Annotated in this window: 17 protein-coding genes; 11 read left to right on the top strand and 6 right to left on the bottom strand. The window is 60.8% G+C overall.

Features of this window, described 5'->3' with window-relative positions; genetic code table 11:
* Positions 1 to 788: 788 nt before the first annotated feature.
* Positions 789 to 1,298 carry a disulfide bond formation protein B gene (locus J3P75_RS05590; protein ID WP_434709571.1) on the bottom strand — a complete coding sequence of 170 codons (510 nt, stop codon included), beginning with the start codon at positions 1,296 to 1,298 and terminating at the stop codon, positions 789 to 791.
* Between the two features lie 219 nt (positions 1,299 to 1,517).
* Complete coding sequence (gene hmpA / locus J3P75_RS05585; protein ID WP_434709570.1) at positions 1,518 to 2,699, bottom strand: NO-inducible flavohemoprotein; 1,182 nt, start codon at positions 2,697 to 2,699, stop codon at positions 1,518 to 1,520.
* Between the two features lie 157 nt (positions 2,700 to 2,856).
* On the opposite strand from hmpA, the gene norR reads away from it, so the two are divergent.
* The 5 genes from norR to J3P75_RS05560 all read left to right on the top strand — a co-directional run bounded on the left by norR (position 2,857) and on the right by J3P75_RS05560 (position 7,413).
* Positions 2,857 to 4,413: a nitric oxide reductase transcriptional regulator NorR gene (gene norR / locus J3P75_RS05580; protein ID WP_434709569.1), complete on the top strand. Its 1,557-nt coding sequence runs from the start codon at positions 2,857 to 2,859 to the stop codon at positions 4,411 to 4,413.
* A gap of 304 nt (positions 4,414 to 4,717) precedes the next feature.
* Positions 4,718 to 5,620 (top strand): chemotaxis protein CheV, encoded by a 903-nt coding sequence (locus J3P75_RS05575; protein ID WP_090286091.1) that lies wholly within the window; start codon positions 4,718 to 4,720, stop codon positions 5,618 to 5,620.
* A 27-nt stretch (positions 5,621 to 5,647) separates the two neighbouring features.
* Positions 5,648 to 6,106: a GNAT family N-acetyltransferase gene (locus J3P75_RS05570; protein ID WP_434711214.1), complete on the top strand. Its 459-nt coding sequence runs from the start codon at positions 5,648 to 5,650 to the stop codon at positions 6,104 to 6,106.
* A gap of 147 nt (positions 6,107 to 6,253) precedes the next feature.
* On the top strand, positions 6,254 to 6,580 hold the full coding sequence (locus J3P75_RS05565) for a hypothetical protein (RefSeq protein ID WP_434709568.1): 327 nt from the start codon (positions 6,254 to 6,256) through the stop codon (positions 6,578 to 6,580).
* An 83-nt stretch (positions 6,581 to 6,663) separates the two neighbouring features.
* Complete coding sequence (locus J3P75_RS05560; protein WP_434709567.1) at positions 6,664 to 7,413, top strand: YkgJ family cysteine cluster protein; 750 nt, start codon at positions 6,664 to 6,666, stop codon at positions 7,411 to 7,413.
* 180 nt (positions 7,414 to 7,593) lie between these two features.
* On the opposite strand, the gene J3P75_RS05555 is transcribed toward J3P75_RS05560, so the two are convergent.
* Complete coding sequence (locus J3P75_RS05555; protein ID WP_093098509.1) at positions 7,594 to 7,833, bottom strand: hypothetical protein; 240 nt, start codon at positions 7,831 to 7,833, stop codon at positions 7,594 to 7,596.
* 843 nt (positions 7,834 to 8,676) lie between these two features.
* On the opposite strand from J3P75_RS05555, the gene J3P75_RS05550 reads away from it, so the two are divergent.
* The 6 genes from J3P75_RS05550 (at position 8,677) to J3P75_RS05525 (ending at position 17,201) form a co-directional block, all read left to right on the top strand.
* Positions 8,677 to 9,837: an efflux RND transporter periplasmic adaptor subunit gene (locus J3P75_RS05550; RefSeq protein WP_434709566.1), complete on the top strand. Its 1,161-nt coding sequence runs from the start codon at positions 8,677 to 8,679 to the stop codon at positions 9,835 to 9,837.
* Positions 9,834 to 12,935 carry a multidrug efflux RND transporter permease subunit gene (locus J3P75_RS05545; protein WP_434709565.1) on the top strand — a complete coding sequence of 1,034 codons (3,102 nt, stop codon included), beginning with the start codon at positions 9,834 to 9,836 and terminating at the stop codon, positions 12,933 to 12,935. The genes J3P75_RS05550 and J3P75_RS05545 overlap by 4 nt, the downstream gene beginning before the upstream one ends.
* Positions 12,936 to 12,942: 7 nt before the next feature.
* A complete protein-coding gene (locus J3P75_RS05540; protein ID WP_434709564.1) occupies positions 12,943 to 13,620 on the top strand; it encodes a heavy metal response regulator transcription factor in 678 nt (225 codons plus the stop codon).
* Entirely contained in the window at positions 13,610 to 14,974 is a 1,365-nt protein-coding gene (locus J3P75_RS05535) for a heavy metal sensor histidine kinase (RefSeq protein ID WP_434709563.1), read from the top strand. Before J3P75_RS05540 ends, J3P75_RS05535 begins: the two co-directional genes overlap by 11 nt.
* A gap of 317 nt (positions 14,975 to 15,291) precedes the next feature.
* Positions 15,292 to 15,513 (top strand): hypothetical protein, encoded by a 222-nt coding sequence (locus J3P75_RS05530; protein ID WP_206415067.1) that lies wholly within the window; start codon positions 15,292 to 15,294, stop codon positions 15,511 to 15,513.
* 179 nt (positions 15,514 to 15,692) lie between these two features.
* Entirely contained in the window at positions 15,693 to 17,201 is a 1,509-nt protein-coding gene (locus tag J3P75_RS05525; RefSeq protein WP_434709562.1) for a sensor domain-containing diguanylate cyclase, read from the top strand.
* Between the two features lie 203 nt (positions 17,202 to 17,404).
* On the opposite strand, the gene lpxC is transcribed toward J3P75_RS05525, so the two are convergent.
* From lpxC to ftsA, 3 genes are all read right to left on the bottom strand, one after another.
* Entirely contained in the window at positions 17,405 to 18,316 is a 912-nt protein-coding gene (gene lpxC / locus J3P75_RS05520; RefSeq protein ID WP_007916984.1) for a UDP-3-O-acyl-N-acetylglucosamine deacetylase, read from the bottom strand.
* Between the two features lie 112 nt (positions 18,317 to 18,428).
* The gene (ftsZ, locus tag J3P75_RS05515) at positions 18,429 to 19,625 is read right to left on the bottom strand and encodes a cell division protein FtsZ (RefSeq protein WP_016986475.1); all 1,197 of its coding nucleotides are present in this window, start codon (positions 19,623 to 19,625) and stop codon (positions 18,429 to 18,431) included.
* 103 nt (positions 19,626 to 19,728) lie between these two features.
* Positions 19,729 to 20,988, bottom strand: a complete 1,260-nt coding sequence (ftsA, locus tag J3P75_RS05510; RefSeq protein ID WP_007916987.1) for a cell division protein FtsA — start codon at positions 20,986 to 20,988, stop codon at positions 19,729 to 19,731.
* Between the last annotated feature and the right edge of the window lie 6 nt (positions 20,989 to 20,994).

Here is a 20,994-nt window from a genome sequence, read left to right as displayed (position 1 = left end):
TTTGATCGCCAACACTTCACCCTGCCAAGGGTTGGCATTTTCTTTGGATTGAATAAGGGCCGCCCGTCGCGCGTCAGACGCTCGACAAAACCTTGGGACAGCGTTCAGTTCTTATTCGAATTCGTGGTCAAAGGCCTTGTTACAGACCAATTCCATTTGGTGCGGAAAGTTGGAAAGGCACCGACACCTGGGTGTCTCGAAAGCCTCACGGCTCGCTCGACACCCGACCTTCTGATCAGTTCCTTAATAAAGGCTGAACAGCGCCGGGAATTCAGTGCGGGCGATTGTAGATAGGTAGCGCCCTATACACCATGTCTTATCCCGAAATAATTTTTATCTTTTACAGCAACAATCCCTCGCCATTTTTGCAAAAGTGCCGCTTGTTTTTGAAAGGCATTCTCAACAAACAGCGCAAAACCGGTAAGCACACCCGCGTCAGTTCAGACAGCTCCGAAGGTTTTTTCCGCACAGCGGAACGGCGCAAAGCCCGATAACCCAAGGCTTCTGGCCACCTGCCTGAAGCTGTTAGAACTGCCTGCTCTGGCACTCACGTCCTAAAGCAAAAAAACCGTCGGACCGACCAATCCTTTTTTGTAACAACGACGCAATCGGAGTCTGCGGGCGCCTCTGCGGCGCCCCCTGTGTGACAACATGTCGCACACTTGTCACACCCTCGCTTGCCGTCCGTCAGGATGAGTTCAGCCCCACTCTGAAACGTGCAACGCCCCGATTGGCTGAACCGCCAATCGGGGCGTTTTGTGTATCGGCCACGCTTGCGAAAAGTTGACTCAGCGCAGTGCTTTTCGATTACGCGAAGTCAGCAAGGGCACCAGAATCACCACCAGCACGAACGCCACCAGCGCCCACTGCGCCAGCGACAGGCCGAGGATCGGCGGGTATGGCGTCGAGCAGAAGCCGTCGACCTGGAAGCCCAGCGGAAAGATCTTCGCCAGCGGCAGCTCGTCGACAATCGGTTGCAGCACATCGACGCCACAGCTGACCGCCGGGTAGAACTGCGTGTACACGTGATGCCCGGCGACCGCGGCGCCGGCAAGCGCGCAAAGCACCACCAGCGCTTCGAACACGGTGATGCTGCGACGGCTGCGCATGGCCGCGCCGATGAACGCGAACAGCGCGATCAGCAGCAACGCATAACGCTGCAGAATGCACAGCGGGCACGGCGCTTCGCCGAGCACGACCTGCATGTACAGGGCACCACCGATCAGCGCCAGGCAGATCACGCCCAGCAGCACCAGAAAGCGCCGCTCACGGCCCAATCGAATCGTTTCCTCGCTCATTGCCTTTCCCTTGTTTGTCCATGGTTCAGCTGGCTTGCGGCTGAAGGTCGCCGCAAGTCTACACCGGGGCAATAAACGATAGAGCGGTTAAGGAACCATTAACCTCAAGGATTTCGGCTGCTGCAGAAGCGAATCGCCAGCAGGCTGGCTCCCACATTGGCCTGCGCATAACCTGTGGGAGCCAGCCTGCTGGCGATGGCGGCGACTCGGTCTTGAGAATTATTCCAGAGCAGAAGCCGGCCCGAAGAACTCATAACGGCTCTGCTTCTCCGGCACACCCAGCGCTTTCAGATGACGCTTGATCGCCCCCATGAAACCTTTCGGCCCCAGGAAGTAAGCGTCGACGTCACGTTGCGCAGGCAACCACTCGCCGAGCTGTTCCTGACTCAACAGGCCGACCTTGTCCGCCGCCGGGCTGATCCCGTCATCCTCGGCGTAGCAGTAAAACCGCTTGAGCTGCGGGTGGCGCGCAGCGAGGTCGTCAATCCAGTTGCGGAAGGCGTGGACACTGCCATTACGCGCGCAGTGGATGAAATGCACCGGCCGTTCGGTTTGCAGCGCCGCTTCGAGCATCGCCAGGGTCGGGGTGATGCCGACACCGCCGCTGATCAGCACCAGCGGTTTGTCGCTGGCCGACAAGGTGAACTCGCCCGATGGCGGGAACAGCTGAATGCTCGCCCCGACCTGCAACTGATCGTGCAAGTGATTGGAAGCACGCCCGCCCGGCTCGCGTTTGACGCTGATGCGGTACTGGCCGTTGTTCGCCAGCGCCGACAGCGAGTAATTGCGGCGGATTTCTTCACCGTCGAGGATCAGCTTCATGCCGATGTACTGACCGGGTTCTGCGGCGAGAATCGGGCCTTTATCGGCGGGTTCGAAATAGAACGAAGTGATCTCGGCGCTCTCCTCGACCTTGGCTGCAACGATGAATTCTCGCGCCCCGCGCCAGCCGCCAACCGCCTGCTCTTTCTGGTCGTAGATGGCGGTTTCGGCGCCGATCAGGATGTCCGCCAACTGGCCGTACGCCGCGCCCCAGGCGCTCATCACTTCTGGCGTGGCGATTTCATCGCCGAGCACTTCGGAGATCGCACGCAGCAGACAGGTGCCGACGATGGGGTAGTGTTCCGGGAGAATTTGCAGGGCGACGTGCTTGTTGATGATTTTAGCCACCAGATCGCCCAACTGATCGAGCTGATCGATGTGGCGGGCGTACATCAACACGCCGTTTGCCAAAGCACGTGGCTGATCACCGCTGGCCTGGTGGGCCTGGTTGAACAACGGGCGCACCTCGGGGTACTCGGACAGCATCATGCGGTAGAAGTGGGTGATCAGCGCTTCACCACCGCTTTCCAGCAGGGGTACGGTGGATTGGACGATGACACGGTCCTGGGCACTAAGCATAAGGGTGACTCCTGAGCTTTATTGAAAGATTGCTAGTGGAGTATCAGTTTTCGTGCCAATTGATTTATCCATATAAATCAACGAGTTATTTTTATTATGGTCAAAAAGACCTGTGACACCTTATAGTCCTAGTGACTACATGAGGTCTATTTGACTAATGATCGCCAAATCGCTGCTCACCGCCCTGCTCCCTCTGGTTGCCGATCTGTCGCGCGAACTGCCGGAGGGTGAGCGCTATCGGCGCCTGCTTGAAGCCATGCGCGCCCTGTTGCCCTGCGACGCCGCCGCGCTTTTGCGGCTGGACGGTGAATCGCTGGTGCCGCTGGCCGTCGACGGCTTGAGCACCGACACCCTCGGGCGCCGCTTCAAGGTCAGCCAACATCCGCGCTTCGAAATTCTGCTGGCCGGCGCCGGGCCGACGCGCTTCGCCGCCGACAGCGAACTGCCCGACCCTTATGACGGACTGGTCGACGGTCTCGACGATCATCTGGAAGTTCACGACTGTCTCGGCTGCCCTTTATTCGTCGATGAAAAGCTCTGGGGCCTGATCACCCTCGACGCGCTCGATCCTGAACGTTTCGAGCCGATCGAACTGGACGCTCTGCAAGCCTTCGCCAGCCTTGCCGCGGCTACGGTCAACGCCGCCGAACGCATCGAACGGCTGGCCAGCCGCGCTGAAGACGAGCATCAGCGCGCCGAGGTCTATCGTCAGGCCAGCGGCCAGCAGCAGCGTGAAATGATCGGTCAGAGTAAAGCGCATAAACGCCTGGTCGAGGAGATCAATCTGGTCGGCGGCAGCGACCTGACCGTGTTGATCACCGGCGAAACCGGGGTCGGCAAAGAACTGGTTGCCCAAGCGATACACGCCGCCTCGGCGCGCGCCGACAAGCCGATCATCAGCCTCAACTGCGCCGCGCTGCCGGATACGCTGGTCGAAAGCGAGCTGTTCGGCCACGTGCGCGGCGCCTTCACCGGCGCCACCAGCGACCGCCGTGGCAAGTTCGAACTGGCCAATGGCGGCACGCTGTTTCTCGATGAAGTCGGCGAACTGTCATTGACCGTGCAGGCGAAATTGCTGCGGGTGTTGCAGAGCGGGCAGTTGCAGCGCCTGGGCTCGGACAAGGAGCATCAGGTCGACGTGCGCCTGATCGCCGCCACCAACCGCGACCTCGCCGAAGAAGTACGCAGCGGCCGCTACCGTGCCGACTTCTATCATCGCCTCAGCGTCTACCCGCTGCGGGTCCCGGCGCTGCGCGATCGCGGGCGCGACGTGCTGCTGCTCAGCGGTTTCTTCCTGGAGCAGAACCGCTCGCGCATGGGCCTCAACAGCCTGCGCCTGAACAGTGACGCCCAGGAAGCGCTGCTCGCCTACACTTGGCCGGGCAACGTACGCGAGCTCGAACATCTGATCGGCCGCAGCGCGCTGAAGGCGCTTGGCAACTGCAAGGTGCGGCCGAAGATTCTCAGCTTGAGCGCGGCGGATCTGGATTTGCCGTGTGAGGTTGTGAATAACCCGGTGGAGATGGAGACTAGTGCTCGGGAATTGCCTTCGATCAGCGGCGATCTGCGCAGCGCGACCGAGCAGTTTCAGCGCCAGTTGATCAGCGCGGCGCTGGCGCGCAATCAGGATAACTGGGCGAGTGCGGCGCGGGAGTTGGGGGTTGATCGGGCGAATCTTGGGCGGATGGCCAAGCGGTTGGGGATGAAGGGCTAAAAGCACCCTCACCCTAGCCCTCTCCCGGAGGGAGAGGGGACTGACCGGGGGATATTGAAGAACTCCGCCGACCTGAGTCTGCTCTGCCGAATCTATAATCGATGCGTTTTTTCAGGTCGATGTATAACGCAACACAGCTCGGTCGACTCCCTCTCCCTCCGGGAGAGGGCGGGGGTGAGGGGCTCTTGATCTGCATGCCAGCCGACAACCACCTAAAGCCCACCCCTTTCAAGCCGATAACCCGGCATCAATGGTTTCTGGTGACTCCCACCTCGCCCATCACCTTTTTCCACAGAAGGTCCAAATGTCCTCGACAAAAGCCCGCGCAGATTCACTTTCGCTTCTTCTGTTTACCTTGCGCAGCGGCAAGCTGATGGCGATCAACCTGCTGAAAGTCAGCGAAATCATCCCCTGCCCGCCGCTGACCAAGCTGCCGGAGTCGCACCCGCACGTCAAAGGCATCGCCACCCTGCGCGGAGCCTCGCTGTCGGTGATCGACCTGAGCCGGGCCATCGGTGAGCGACCGCTGGAAGACCCGAATGGCGGCTGCCTGATCGTCACCGATGTCAGCCGTTCGAAGCAGGGTCTGCACGTTCAGGCGGTTAGCAAGATTGTTCATTGCCTGACCACTGACATCAAACCGCCGCCGTTCGGCTCCGGCGGTTCGCGCGCTTATATCACCGGCGTGACCTCGGTCGACGGGACTTTGGTGCAAGTGCTGGATATCGAAAAAGTTATCCACAGCATCGCCCCGGCGCAGATCGAAATGGCCCCGACCGACCTGACCATGGAAGACGCCGAAGTGCTCGGCAACGCGCGGATTCTGGTGGTCGACGACAGTCAGGTGGCACTGCAGCAATCGGTGCACACCCTGCGCAACCTTGGCCTGCAATGCCACACCGCACGCAGCGCCAAGGAGGCCATCGACTGCCTGCTCGACCTGCAAGGCACCGCGCAACAGATCAACCTGATCGTCTCCGACATCGAGATGTCCGAGATGGACGGCTACGCCTTCACCCGCACCTTGCGCGAGACCCCGGACTTCGCCCACTTGTACGTGCTGCTGCACACCTCGCTCGACAGCGCGATGAACAGCGAGAAAGCGCGGCTGGCCGGGGCCAACGGCGTGCTGACCAAATTCTCCTCACCTGAACTGACCCATTGCCTGATCGAAGCGGCCAAACACGTCGCGGCCCAGGGCCATTGAGTTTTGGCTGAGACATTCTGCTTTTTGATGCGCCGCGATCTGCACGCAGATCTGCCGGAGATCCGCTGGCCGGACGCTGTTGAAGTCAGCACGTATCGTGCGCAATCCGCAGCCGCCGTGCACGCGCTGATGCAACTCGGCTACCGCGAGGGCGGTGGTCGGGTGCCGGCACTTGAGGTCTGGCAGCAACGGTTCGAAAGCGACCCCGAATACGATCCGGCGCTGTGCTTTGTCGCCAGCGATGCTGACGGCGTGGTGGGAGTGGCGCAGTGCTGGACCAGTTCGTACATCAAGAATCTGGTGGTGCATCCGCGGCTCCAGGGGCGCGGACTGGGCCGGGCGTTGTTGCTCAATGCGTTCAAAGCGTTTCAGCAACGGCGCGAAGGGTTTGTCGATCTGAAGGTGCTGGAAGAAAACCGGCGGGCGCAGCGGCTGTATGAAAGTGCCGGGATGTATGTGGTTCGCCGGGAGTTGGTGCCGGCCTGACCCACCGCTTTCGCGAGCAAGCTCGCTCCCACCCTTGAATCGCATTCCACCTGTGGGAGCGAGCCTGCTCGCGAAGCGGCCAGCCCAGGCAACTTCCCTTTTAAGGCAAACTCCAACCTTGGCCACAAACAACCAAGGACGCCCACCATGAAAGCCCTCACCGCCAGCCTGCTCTGCCTCGCCGCCCTCACCTCTCAAGCCAATGCCTCCAGCCCCGACGCCTGGGCCGCCTACGACAAAACCGTGCTCGCCATTTGCACCAAGGCCAGCGGCCTGAAAAACGCCAAACCGGTCGGCACTCCGGCGCAATTCGACGACCGCGTCGGCTACACCGCCGTGCTACTGCAGGGCCAGTACCCGCAAAAACACATGAAAGGCCAGCAAGGCACCGAGCTGTGCCTGTACAGCAAATCCGCGAAAACCGCGTTCGTCACCGAGTGGGACTCGATCCGCCCGACCGCCAAAAGCCGCTGAGTGGCGCACAACTTGCTTCGACGCAGGCCTGTACGGTGGTTTTCCGCCGCCGGTTCACACCCTGATTGAAGACAGATCGCTCAATGAATACGACGTTTTCCTGCATAGGCTGCGGTAAATGCTGCACCGATCACCATGTCCCGCTGACCCTCGCCGAAGCCCGTATGTGGGCGGCGGACGGCGGTCAGGTGATCGTGCTGGTCGAAGCCTTCCTTGGCAACGGCCTCGGTCTGCCGATGCAGCAGCGCGAACACGCCGAACGCCGTTCAGTGCGGGTTCGCAGCGGCAGCACCGATGCCCATGTGGCAATCACCTTCGCCGCCTACAACGTCGGCCCCTGCCGGAATCTTGACGAAGACAAGCTCTGCCGTATCTATGAGCGGCGGCCGTTGGTGTGCCGCATCTACCCGGCGGAAATCAATCCGCACATCCCGCTCAGCCCGGCGGCCAAGGACTGCCCACCAGAGTCGTGGGAGCAGGGACCGTTGTTGATTGTCGGGGGCGAATTGGTTGATCAGGAATTGATCGAGTTGATCCAGCGCTCACGACAGGCCGATCGCGATGACATTCAAAGCAAGGACGCGATCTGCGCAATGCTCGGGATTCGCACCACGGCGCTGAAGGGCGACGGCTTTACTGCGTATCTGCCGAATATGAGTGCGTTCGCGGCGATGATCGATCAGGTGAGCGAGCAGACCTCGACAGCTGCACCGAGTGAGTGGCTGTTTCATCTGTCAGGGGAAGATGTTGCCGGGCAAGTCGCCGCGGCCGGGGCACGCGTGGTGGCTGAGCCGGCGCAGACCTATGCGTTTATATCGCTGCGGGCGGCTTGATCCGGATTTTGCACTGAGGCCAATGGCCCAATCGCTAGCTGGCTAGCTCCCACAGGGGATTTGCGTAACGACGCGGCCCCCATGTGGGAGCCAGCCTGCTGGCGATGACGGCAGAGCAAGCACCTTCAATCGCCAACCTGACGCTGCCGCCGAATTCATGAAACAAGGCGTGAATAAAACTCAGCGCTTGCCCATCGACCGACGCGTACCCGGCGGCGCCATGCCCGGGGTCTTGGTGTGCCCATTCTTCGCGCCGTTCTTGTACCACGGCTGATTAGAGCCTTTGGCAGCGGCCAGGTCACCCGGTTTGAACGGGAATTTGAACGCCGGGATTTCGGCTTTGGTGTCGTTGGCGTCGGCCAATTCAACCGGGACAGCGCTCACAGCGTCGTCAACCGGCGGCAGGGTCGGGGAAGTCATAAAAGCTCCGCAAAGCAGCAAGTCGGGCCCGATCAGTGAGCCGCGAAGGCGCGCAGTATACCTGCACGCCCGGGCTCGGCACCTGAAGAATTGCGTCGCACGCCGAACGGTTTGCCGATACGTGACGATGCCTTTGCCGCTGAAGGTCTTCAGCGCTTCGTAACACCCCCCCTCACCCTAGCCCTCTCCCGGAGGGAGAGGGGACTGATCGTGGGGGATGCGAGAACTACGCCGACTCGGGATACCGAGTCGTATGAGATTTTCAAAGCCAAAGCAGGTCGGCTCCCTCTCCTGGGGGAGAGGGCTGGGGTGAGGGGCAGCCACACCACCAATCCCAAACCAACCACCCGCTTCTAACCACTCAACAATGAGCGCCAGCTCGAGTGCCTTTGATCTTGATCTTGCCTAACCAGCGACATCGGAAGGCTGAGTGGAGGGATTGATCCGGGCGTGGGAGCGCAGCGACCGTCTGGCGCAGCCAGACACAGCGGAAGGAGGTGCAGCGCAGCAAACCGTAGCCGCTGCGCCCGGATCGATCCCGCAGCGAAGGGACCCGAGCTTGCGAGGGCCGAACGCAGGAGCAAGCCTTTTGGTTCCTTTTTGCTGGGCCGGCACTCCGGCGTCTGAAAAAGGGACTCGCCGTAAGGGCGAAACCGCCAGCAGCAGCACCCGAAGCAACGGATATTCACCCAAAACAAACCCCAAGAGCATGGTCGGCCCCAAGGCCGCCAAGTAAACAGCCCAAACTGACACCGCTGTCAGCCAGCCGTCACCCTCCTGACCCCCAAACCCGTATATAAAGCTCCAACCTGCCCAAACTCCAACCCTTCGGCGCCACACCGCATGCGAATCGAAAAAAACAAAGCCCTGCTCGCCACCCTGCTCATCCTGCTGGCAGCCACAGGCCTCTGGTTTGCACTCAAACCCGCCCCGGCCAAACTCGCCGCCCCCAACGCCATCCCGGTGCGAGTAGTAACGGTCAGCGCCAAAGACGTCCCCCGCTACACCAGCGGCATCGGCTCGGTCCTATCCCTGCACAGCGTGGTAGTGCGCCCACAGATCGACGGCATCCTCACCAAAATCCTCGTCAAGGAGGGCCAGTTGGTCAAAGCAGGCGACCTGCTGGCCACCATCGACGACCGCTCGATCCGCGCCAGCCTCGATCAGGCCCGTGCGCAACTGGGCGAAAGCCAGGCGCAACTGCAAGTCGCCCTGGTCAACCTCAAACGCTACAAACTGCTCAGCGTCGATGACGGCGTGTCGAAACAGACCTACGACCAGCAGCAAGCACTGGTCAATCAGCTCAAGGCCACCGCCCAAGGCAACCAGGCCTCGATCGATGCAGCGCAGGTGCAACTGTCCTACACGCAGATTCGCTCCCCAGTCACCGGCCGCGTCGGCATTCGTACCGTCGATGAAGGCAACTTCCTGCGCATGACCGACACCGCCGGCCTGTTTACCGTGACCCAGATCGACCCGATCGCTGTCGAGTTTTCCCTGCCCCAGCAAATGCTGCCGACCCTGCAAAGCCTGATCAGCGATCCGCAGCGCGCGCCGGTCAAGGCCTACATCGGCGCCGACACCGATGACGAAACCGCCAACCTGCTCGGCGAAGGTCACCTGACCCTGATCGATAACCAGATCAACGCCAACACCGGCACCATCCGCGCCAAGGCCGAGTTCGCCAACGCCAGCCAGAAGCTCTGGCCCGGTCTGCTGGTCACGGTAAAAATTCAGACCGCCCTCGACAAGGCTGCGCTGGTGGTTCCGCCCACCGTCGTACAGCGCGGCCTCGATCAACACTTCGTTTACCGGGTCAACGGCGACAAGGTTGAAGCCGTGCAGGTGCAGATGGTTTATCAGGGCAGCGGCCAGGACATCATCAAAGGCGTGAACGCCGGCGATGTGCTGGTCACCGATGGCCAGTCGCGGCTCAAGCCCGGCTCGACCGTGCAAGTCATGAGCGAGCCGCCGCAAGTGGTGCAAGCGGAGCCGGGCCGATGAAGGCGCACAAAGGTGTTTCGACCTGGTGCATCGATCACCCGGTCGCGACCATTCTGCTGACCATCGCGCTGGTGCTGGTGGGCGTGATTGCTTTCCCGCGCTTGCCGATTGCGCCACTGCCGGAGGCGGAATTTCCGACCATTCAGGTGTCGGCGCAGTTGCCCGGCGCCAGCCCTGACACCATGGCCTCATCGGTGGCCACGCCGCTGGAGGTGCAATTCAGCGCCATCCCCGGCATGACCCAGATGACCTCGAGCAGTGCGCTGGGCTCGACCCTGCTGACCCTGCAATTCACCCTCGACAAAAGCATCGACACCGCCGCTCAGGAAGTGCAAGCGGCGATCAACACCGCCGCCGGCAAGTTGCCCAAGGACATGCCGACGCTGCCGACCTGGAAGAAGGTCAACCCGGCTGACAGCCCGGTGCTGATCCTCAGCGTCAGCTCTACGCAAATGCCCGGCACCGAACTCAGCGACCTGGTGGAAACCTTGTTGGCGCGTCAGATCAGTCAGATCGATGGCGTAGGCCAGATCAACATAACCGGTCAGCAACGCCCGGCGATTCGCGTGCAGGCTTCGGCGGACAAACTGGCGGCGATTGGCCTGACCCTCGCCGACATTCGTCTGGCTATTCAGCAGACCAGCCTCAACCTCGCCAAGGGTGCGCTGTACGGCGAGTCGAGCATTTCCACGTTGTCGACCAACGACCAGTTGTTCCACCCCGAGGACTATAGCCAGCTCATCGTTTCCTACAAGGATGGCGCCCCGGTGCACCTGCGCGACGTCGCGAAAGTCGTCAATGGTGCCGAAGATGCCTACGTGCAGGCCTGGGCCGGTGATCGTCCGGGAGTAAACCTGGTGATCTCGCGCCAGCCCGGCGCCAACATCGTCGAGACCGTCGACCGCATTCAAGCCGCCCTGCCCGGCCTCGAAGCCATGCTGCCAGCCTCGGTGCAGGTGAAAACCCTGATCGACCGCACCCAGACCATTCGCGCCTCGCTGCATGAGGTCGAAATCACCTTGTTGATCGCGATTCTGCTGGTGGTGGCGGTAATGGCGCTGTTCCTGCGCCAATTGTCGGCGACGCTGATCGTCTCGGCGGTGCTCGGCGTGTCGCTGGTGGCCAGTTTCGCCCTGATGTACCTACTCGGTTTCAGCCTGAACAACCTGACGCTGGTGGCGATCGTCGTCGCAGTCGGCTTCGTGGTCGACGATGCGATTGTGGTGGTGGAAAACATCCACCGGCATCTGGAGGCCGGCGACGACATGCGCGAAGCGGCGATCAAAGGCGCGGGCGAGATCGGTTTCACCGTGGTTTCGATCAGCTGCTCGCTGGTGGCGGCGTTTATTCCGCTGTTATTCATGGGCGGTGTGGTCGGACGGTTGTTCAAGGAATTCGCCCTGACCGCGACTTCGACCATCATGATTTCCGTGCTGGTGTCGCTGACGCTGGCGCCGACGCTGGCTGCGCTGTTCATGCGCAAACCGACGCACCACGCCCACGACAAACCGGGCTTCAGCGAGCGCTTGCTCGGCTGGTATGAACGCGGCCTGCGCCGCGCCCTCGACCATCAGAAGTTGATGATCGGCGTGTTCGGTTTGTCGCTGGCGCTGGCCATCGGCGGTTACATTTTTATCCCGAAAGGTTTCTTTCCGGTACAGGACACCGGTTTCGTCCTCGGCACCACCGAAGCGGCGGCGGATATCTCCTACGGCGACATGGTGAAAAAACACCTGGCGATGGCCGAAATTGTCGCCGCCGACCCGGCGGTGCAGGCGTTTTCCCATTCGGTGGGGGTTTCCGGCAGCAACCAGACCATCGCCAACGGACGCTTCTGGATCGCCCTGAAGAAACGCGGCGATCGCGACGTCAGCGCCAGCCAGTTCATCGACCGCATCCGCCCGCAATTGATGAAAGTCCCTGGCATCGTGCTGTATCTGCGCGCCGGCCAGGACATCAACCTCAGCTCCGGCCCGAGCCGTGCCCAGTACCAGTACGTGCTCAAGAGCAATGACGGCGCGACCCTCGCGACGTGGACGCAGCGCCTGACCGAAAAACTGCGCAGCAACCCGGCGTTCCGCGACATTTCCAATGACCTGCAACTGGGCGGCAGCATCACCCATATCAGCATCGACCGCAGCGCCGCCGCGCGCTTCGGCCTGACCGCCAGCGATGTCGATGAAGCGCTGTACGACGCCTTCGGCCAGCGACAGATCAATGAGTTCCAGACCCAGGTCAACCAGTACAACGTGATCCTCGAGCTGGACATCAAACAGCGCGGCAAAGCCGAAAGCCTGAATTATTTCTACCTGCGTTCGCCGCTGAGTGGCGAGATGGTGCCGCTGTCGGCGCTGGCGCGATTCGATGCGCCGACCATTGGACCGCTGTCGATCGCCCACGACGGCATGTTCCCGGCGGCGAATCTGTCGTTCAATCTCGCTCCCGGTGTGGCGCTGGGTGATGCGGTGATTCTGCTCAATCAGGCCAAAGCCGAAATCGGCATGCCCACCGCGATCAGCGGCAATTTCCAGGGTGCGGCGCAGGCGTTCCAGAGTTCGCTGGCCAGTCAGCCGTGGCTGATCCTCGCGGCGCTAGTCGCGGTGTACATCATTCTCGGCGTGCTTTACGAGAGCTTCGTGCATCCGCTGACGATCATTTCGACATTGCCGGCGGCCGGTCTGGGCGCGGTGATCATGCTGTGGATCTGCGGCCAGGACTTTTCGATCATGGCGTTGATCGGGCTGGTGTTGCTGATCGGCATCGTCAAGAAAAACGGCATCCTGATGATCGACTTCGCGCTCGAAGCGCAGCGCCAGCGCGGCCTGTCCCCGCAGGAGGCGATTTTCGAAGCGTGCATCACGCGGTTCCGGCCGATCATCATGACCACCCTCGCCGCCCTGCTCGGCGCGCTGCCGCTGATGCTCGGCTACGGCACCGGGGCCGAACTGCGTCAGCCGCTGGGTATCGCGGTGGTCGGCGGTTTGCTGGTCAGCCAGATGCTGACGCTGTTCACTACACCGGTCATATACTTATGGCTTGAGCGGCTGTTCCACCGGCCCCGACCGGTGCCGGCAACGGCATTGGCGACCACAGACTGAGGCGGTCATGCGCGTTCTGATTATCGAAGACGAGGAAAAAACCGCGGACTATCTGCACCGCGGCCTCACTGAACAAGGCTATACCGTGGACGTCGCCCGCGACGGCGTCGAAGGCCTGCATCTGGCACTGGAAAGCGATTACGCGGTGATCGTCCTCGACGTCATGCTGCCGGCGCTCGATGGCTTCGGCGTGCTGCGTGCCCTGCGTGCGCGCAAGCAGACCCCGGTGATCATGCTCACCGCCCGCGAGCGCGTCGAGGACCGTATCAAAGGCCTGCGCGACGGTGCCGACGACTACCTCGGCAAACCGTTTTCCTTCCTTGAACTGGTCGCGCGTCTGCAAGCGCTGACCCGCCGCAGTGGCGGCCATGAACCGGTGCAAGTGAGCATCGCCGACCTGTGGATCGATCTGATCAGCCGCAAAGCCACCCGCGCCGGCACCCGTCTGGACCTGACGGCCAAGGAGTTCTCGCTGCTCAGCGTGCTCGCCCGCCGCCAGGGTGAAATCCTCTCGAAAACCGCAATTGCCGAGATGGTCTGGGACATCAATTTCGACAGTGACGCCAACGTCGTCGAAGTCGCGATCAAACGCCTGCGCGCCAAACTCGACGGGCCGTTCGAGGAGAAACTGCTGCACACCATTCGTGGTATGGGTTATGTGCTGGAAAGTCGTAATGTCCAGTAACTCGATTGCCCTTCGCCTCAGCGGGATGTTTACGCTGGTGGCGCTGGTGGTGTTTGTGTTGATCGGCGGCGCGCTGTATCAGCAGGTCGACAAAGGCCTTGGCCTGCTTCCCGAAGCCGAACTCGATGCGCGTTACAGCGTGCTCGAATCCACCGTCGGCCGTTACGGCACGCCGGAGCACTGGGTGAAGATCAACAACAAGCTCAAGCTGCTCGGCGAGGAAGACAAGCGCATCAGTTTCTGGATCAGCAGCGGCAACCCGCAATACGAATACGGCAACCTCACGCCACCGATCCGCGCGGTCGCCAACGGCCCGCTGGGCATGCGTGACCTGCAATTGCCCGATCAGCCCGCGCCGCTGAAAGTGCTGGTCAGCCAGTTCCCGGCCAAGGACCAGCGTCCGCCGCTGCGCTTCATGATTGGCATCGACACCGAGACGTTTCACCAGACCCAGCACCAGTTGCTGATTGCCTTGGTCAGCCTGGCGATCGTCGGCGTGCTGCTGGCGTCGGCGCTGGGTTATTGGGTGGCTCGGATTGGCTTGCAGCCGCTGATCAAGCTGTCTCAGGAAGCCCAGCGTCTGGCGCCGCCACTGCGGGCCGGGCGCCTGCGTCTGTCGCCACTGCCGCCGGAGCTTGCGCAGTTTGTCGAGTCGTTCAACTCGACGCTGGAGCGCGTCGAACTGGCCTACTCGCGCCTGGAATCATTCAACGCCGACGTCGCCCATGAACTGCGTTCGCCACTAACCAACCTGATTGGCCAGACGCAAGTGGCGCTGACCCGCGGGCGCTCTGCAGAGCATTACTTCGAAGTGCTGCAATCGAATCTGGAAGAGCTCGAGCGACTGCGCTCGATCATCAATGACATGCTGTTTCTGGCCAGTGCCGATCAGGGCAACAAGGCGACCAGACTCACGTCCACTTCGCTGGCGGATGAAGTGGCGACGACCCTGGAGTATCTGGATTTCATCCTTGAGGACGCGCAAGTTCAGGTGCAGGTCAGCGGCGACGCGCAGGTGCAGATCGAAGTCGCGCATTTGCGTCGGGCATTGATCAATCTGCTCAGCAACGCCGTGCAGCACACCGAGCCGGGTCAGGTGATTGAGGTGTGTATCAAGGCCGAAGATCATCAGGTGAGTATCGGTGTGGCCAATCCAGGATCACCGATTGCCAGCGAACATCTGCCACGCTTGTTCGAGCGTTTTTACCGGGTCGATGCGTCGCGCCGTAATAGCGGCAATAACCATGGCTTGGGGCTGGCGATCGTCAAGGCGATTGCGTTGATGCATGGTGGGGATGTGTTTGTGCGCAGTGATCGGGGGGTTAATACCTTTGGAATGCATCTGCCGATCTAAAAGCCCCTCATCGGAACGCCGCCCGCCTAGCCCTCTCCCGGAGGGAGAGGGGACTGACCGCGTTGTTCTCTCGAGCTGCATCGACCTGAAATACCCAGTCGAACTCAATTTCTGAAAAGCCCCCGATCAGCTCCCTTTCCCCCTCGCCCCCTTGGGGGAGAGGGCTGGGGTGAGGGGGTTGCTCTTGGCTGCACCGCAATCCTGGACTTTTACCTCCTACGCAACAGTCATTTATGAAAATCACGCTGTTTCCCATTGCTCGGCAATCTTATCTTTGCCCGCACCAAACAGCACTCGCCAAGCGAGAAGTTTTCAAGATGTCCAACAGTATGGGTATTGCCAGCGCGTTCGTTTTGTCCTCATTGTTCCTGTCGCCGATGGCGATGGCTGAAGAATCGCAAACATTCGTGGCGCACAACATCGCCCGTGCGCAAGCATTCGATCAGCATCAGGCCGAAGTGATGGCCAAGACCCAAAATGCCACGCAAGCCCCGCAGGCTGCCACCTCGCAGACGCCAGTCGGTGAAACCGACAGCTGAGTCGCGCACCGCGCCACCGTTTCCCTCGACGCGGTTGTTTGGCTCTTCCCGTTCAACCGTCGTCATTGCAGGCCGCTGATATTCAGCGGCCTTTTTTCGTTGTGGATTGCTCTCTCCCACACGGTTTTGTGGTGTGTGTTTAACTACGCTAAGAAGATCATCCCAACCGACAGCCCACCATGATCGTAAGCCGTACCCCGTCCTCCACGGGCAAATCCAAACGCCCCGAGCGCCTGCTGATCTGTGGCAGTCTGCTCAGCGTGATCGCGATCGTGTGCATCGTCACCTTCCTGCTCATCCGCGAGCACGCCAGCGCCCAGGAATCCGCCACTCGCAGCGCTACGACGATTGCGCAACTGATCGACGCCGATTTGCTACGCACGGTCGAGTTGTATGACCTGACGCTGCAAGGCCTGATTGCCGCCGCGCAACGGGACGACCTGCAAAACGTATCGCCGCAGATCCGTCATCTGGCGCTGTTCGACCGCTCGACCACGGCGCGTTACAAGGGCGAGATCCTGCTACTCGACAAGCTTGGCAATGTCGTCGCCGACTCTTCGCGGGTCGAGCCGAAGCCGGGCAATTTTGCCGACCGCGATTATTTCCTCGCCCACGCCTTCAACCGCGACATCGGCATGTTCATCAGCCAACCGTTTCAGACCCGTTGCGACTGCGATGAAGCCAATCAGTGGCGGATCAGTTTCAGTCGACGCATCTCCACACAAACCGGCGAGTTTGCCGGCGTGGCCGTGGCGTCGCTGAAGCTCGATTACTTTGATCAGTTGTTCAACAGCCTCGACATTGGCAAAGACAGCACGTTGAACATCATCAACAGTGACGGCGTGCTGCTCGCGCAGAAGCCCTATCTGCAAAGCGACTCGATCGGCAAAAGCTTCGGCAACCGTCCCAATGTGGTGAAAATCCTCAGCGACAAGGACGGTAACGGCAGTTTCACCAGCACCTCAAGCATGGATCAGCAACAACGTCTGTATACCTATTCTCGGGTCGGCAATCTGCCGCTGACGGTGATGGTCGCGCTGTCCAGCGACGAAGTGTTCGGCACCTGGCGGCGCACCGCGCTGCTGATCAGTGGCGCGACGGGGATTTTGTGCGTGGGGTTGCTCTGGCTGACCTGGCTGCTCGCCCGCGAGCTGCGCTTGCGCCAGCGTGCCGAGCGCGAGCTGGCGCAACTGGCGGCCACTGACGATCTCACCGGTGTGGCCAACCGGCGTATGCTCGATCAGACCTTGCGTCATGAATGGTTTCGCGCCCAACGCTCAGGCCAGCCGTTGTCAGTGATGATGATCGATGCCGATCACTTCAAGGCCTTCAATGACCGCCACGGGCATCAGGCCGGGGATCAGGCACTGAAAAACCTGGCGAAGGTGATTGGCGAAAACGTGCGGCGCCCGGCGGATCTGGTCGCGCGTTATGGCGGTGAAGAGTTTTCGGTAATTCTGGCCGAGACCGACAGCCAGGGCGCGCAACGCATTGCCGAGAAAATTCGCCAGGCAGTCGAGCAATTACCGCTGATGGACGGGGCTGAGCGGGCGATGACGGTAAGTATCGGCATTGCGACCTGGACGACGGCCAGCGAGATGACGCTGGAGCAGTTGCTGTTTGCGGCGGACAAGGCGTTGTATCAGGCCAAGGAAGGCGGGCGTAATCGGGTGGTGGTATCAACCTGAAGCCTTGCGGTGGAGGTGATGGCCCCATCGCTGGCAAGCCAGCTCCCACAAGGATTTGAGGTGTGCTGCAAATTTTTGCCTCACCCGTAAACCTGTGGGAGCTGGCTTGCCAGCGATGAGGCCAGTGCTGGCAACACAAAAACCAAGGGCATAAAAAAAGGCCATCCAGGGATGGCCTTCAAAAAACTAGAGAGGTTTTTTACTTACACGGCCGCAACCGGGCGCATGTAAGAGATCGGTGCGGTGCTGGCGTCTTCGAACGTCACCACTTCCCAAGCGTCTGTCTGCTCAATCAACTTGCGCAGCAGCTGGTTGTTCAGTGCATGACCGGACTTGAAGCCTTTGAACTCACCAATCAGGCTGTTGCCCAGCAGGTACAGGTCGCCAATTGCATCGAGGATCTTGTGTTTGACGAATTCGTCTTCATAGCGAAGACCGTCTTCGTTCAACACGCCATCGGCGTCGACCACGATTGCGTTTTCAACGCTGCCGCCGAGTGCGAGGTTGTGCTTGCGCAGGTACTCGATGTCACTCATGAAACCAAAGGTACGCGCGCGGCTGACTTCTTTTACGAACGAAGTGCTGGAAAAATCCACGCTTGCACTCTGGGTGCGGTCCCGGAAAACCGGGTGATCGAAATCGATCTCGAAGCTCACCTTGAACCCTTCGAAAGGCACGAAAGTGGCGCGCTTGTCGCCGTCTTCCACTGTCACTTCACGCAGGATGCGGATGAATTTCTTGGCGGCGTCCTGTTCTTCCAGGCCTGCCGATTGAATCAGGAATACGAAGGGTCCAGCGCTGCCATCCATGATCGGGACTTCGGACGCGGAGAGCTCGACGTAGGCGTTATCGATGCCCAGGCCAGCCATGGCCGAGAGCAAGTGCTCTACCGTGTCCACTTTGACGTCGCCATTGATCAGCGTCGTCGACATAGTGGTTTCACCGACGTTTTCCGCGCGGGCAGGAATCTGCACCACAGGGTCGAGGTCAGCGCGACAAAACACAATGCCAGTGTCGACAGGCGCAGGCTTGAGGGTCAGATAGACCTTCTCACCGGAGTGCAGGCCTACACCTGTGGCACGGATAATATTTTTCAGTGTGCGTTGTTTAATCATGGCTTGGGCCGCTTCAGCGCAAATTGCGAACTGGTATCAACAAAGGCTGGCGATGATAGCAGACCATGCCTTTGCTGAACACCAATCACCTTCATAGGCCTGATACATTCCATCAATCGGCCTGACGACGCAGGAATGCCGGGATGTCCAGGTAGTCCAGGTCATCTTGCGGATTCATTTTCGCGGCAGCCGCAGCACCGGCCTGAGCCTGGTTGCGCATGACGGTCGGACGGTCCAGATCACGGTAGTTCACCGCTGGCGCTTCCTGACGGGCCGGAGCCGGTTGTTGCACCTGCGCCGAAGCCATCGAGGTGTGAACGGTGTTGTCGATGACCTTCACAGGCTTCTCGATTTTCGCGCCCAGACCGGTAGCAACTACGGTGACGTGCAGCTCGTCGCGCATGTCCGGATCGATAACGGTACCGACCTTGACCATCGCGTGCTCGGAAGCGAAGGCTTCGATGATGCTACCCACGTCGGAGTACTCACCCAGCGACAGGTCAGGGCCTGCGGTGATGTTCACCAGGATGCCGCGTGCGCCCTGCAGGTTGACGTCTTCGAGCAGCGGGTTGCGGATAGCCGCTTCAGTGGCTTCACGTGCACGGTTCGGACCGCTGGCGCAACCAGTGCCCATCATCGCCATGCCCATTTCGCTCATCACGGTACGCACGTCGGCGAAGTCGACGTTGATCATGCCCGGACGCTTGATGATGTCGGAGATACCGCGAACGGCACCGGCCAGTACATCGTCTGCCTTGGCGAAAGCCGATAGGAGGCTTGCGTCTTTACCGAGGATGGTCAGCAGTTTTTCATTCGGAATGGTGATCAGCGAGTCGACGCTTTCCGAGAGCATGCGGATGCCTTCATCGGCGATCTGCATACGCTTGCGGCCTTCGAACGGGAACGGACGCGTCACGACCGCAACGGTCAGGATGCCCATTTCCTTGGCCACTTCGGCGATGATCGGCGCTGCACCGGTGCCGGTACCGCCGCCCATGCCAGTGGTGATGAACACCATGTTGGTGCCCTGCAGCACTTCGGCAATGCGCTCACGGTCTTCCAGAGCGGCCTGACGACCGACTTCAGGGTTGGCGCCCGCGCCCAGACCTTTGGTCACGCCGGTGCCCAGTTGCAGGATGGTCCGCGCGCCGATGTTTTTCAGCGCTTGAGCATCAGTGTTGGCGCAGATGAACTCAACGCCTTCGATGTTGCTCTTGACCATGTGATTGACAGCGTTGCCGCCGCCACCGCCGACACCGATAACCTTGATTACCGGGCTTGCGGGGATGTTGTCTACGAGTTCGAACATTTTCCCTCTCCTTACATTCTCTAGTTTTTTCGCCTACTGCTGTTTGTTGCGGTGTATCTACTGCAGTTGCTTGCCGCTTGAAGCTTGTCGCTTCAAGCGGCTTTTAAAAGTTGCCCTGAACCCACTTCTTCAAGCGGTCCAGCAACGGTGCCTGCGGCTCTTCGTTGCTGTAGCTGTCGCGGCTGCCGATACCGGAGAACGAAACCCCGTCGGACTGCTTTTGCAGGCCGTACATCAACAAACCAACGCCAGTGGAATAGATCGGGTTGCGCACCACGTCATCCAGGCCTTTGACGCCATGCGGAACACCGAGGCGTACCGGCATGTGGAAGATTTCCTCGGCCAGTTCAGTGGCGCCTTCCATTTTCGACGTGCCTCCTGTCAGGACGATGCCGGCCGGGATCAGGTCTTCGTAGCCGCTGCGACGCAGCTCGGCCTGGATCAGCGTGAACAGTTCGTCGTAACGCGGCTCGACCACTTCGGCCAGGGCCTGACGCGACAGTTCGCGCGGTGGACGGTCGCCTACGCTTGGCACCTTGATGGTTTCGCCGGCGCCGGCCAGTTTGGCCAGGGCGCAGGCGTAACGGATCTTGATCTCTTCGGCGTACTGGGTCGGGGTGCGCAACGCCATGGCGATGTCGTTGGTCACCTGATCACCGGCAATCGGGATCACCGCGGTATGCCGGATCGCGCCTTCGGTGAAGATCGCGATGTCGGTGGTGCCGCCGCCGATGTCGACCAGGCACACGCCCAGCTCTTTCTCGTCGTCGGTCAGTACCGAGTAGGCCGAGGCCAGTTGCTCGAGAATGATGTCGTCGATTTCCAGACCGCAGCGGCGCACGCATTTTTCAATGTTCTGCGCGGCATTGACGGCGCAGGTGACCACGTGAACCTTGGCTTCCAGACGCACGCCGGACATGCCCAGTGGCTCGCGTACGCCTTCCTGGTTATCGATCACGTAATCCTGCGGCAGGGTGTGCAGCACGCGCTGGTCAGCCGGGATCGCCACGGCCTGAGCGGCATCCAGTACACGCTCGAGGTCGGCCGAGCTGACTTCGCGATCACGGATCGCGACGATGCCGTGGGAATTCAGGCTGCGGATGTGATTGCCGGCCACGCCGACGAACGCCGAGTGAATGCGGCAGCCGGCCATCAGCTGGGCTTCTTCGATCGCGCGCTGAATCGACTGCACGGTGGACTCGATGTTGACCACCACGCCCTTCTTCAGGCCACGGGACGGATGGGTACCGATCCCGACGATTTCCAGCGAGCCGTCGTCGGAGACCTCGCCGACCAGCGCCACCACCTTGGAGGTGCCGATATCGAGACCGACGATCATTTTGCCGCTTTGCACGTTTGCCATGGGTCC

It is taken from the genome of Pseudomonas sp. R1-1, assembly GCF_051132135.1.
Lineage (GTDB): Bacteria > Pseudomonadota > Gammaproteobacteria > Pseudomonadales > Pseudomonadaceae > Aquipseudomonas.
The sequence above is the reverse complement of the archived record's forward strand: the minus strand, read 5'-3'. Positions and strand labels throughout refer to the sequence as shown.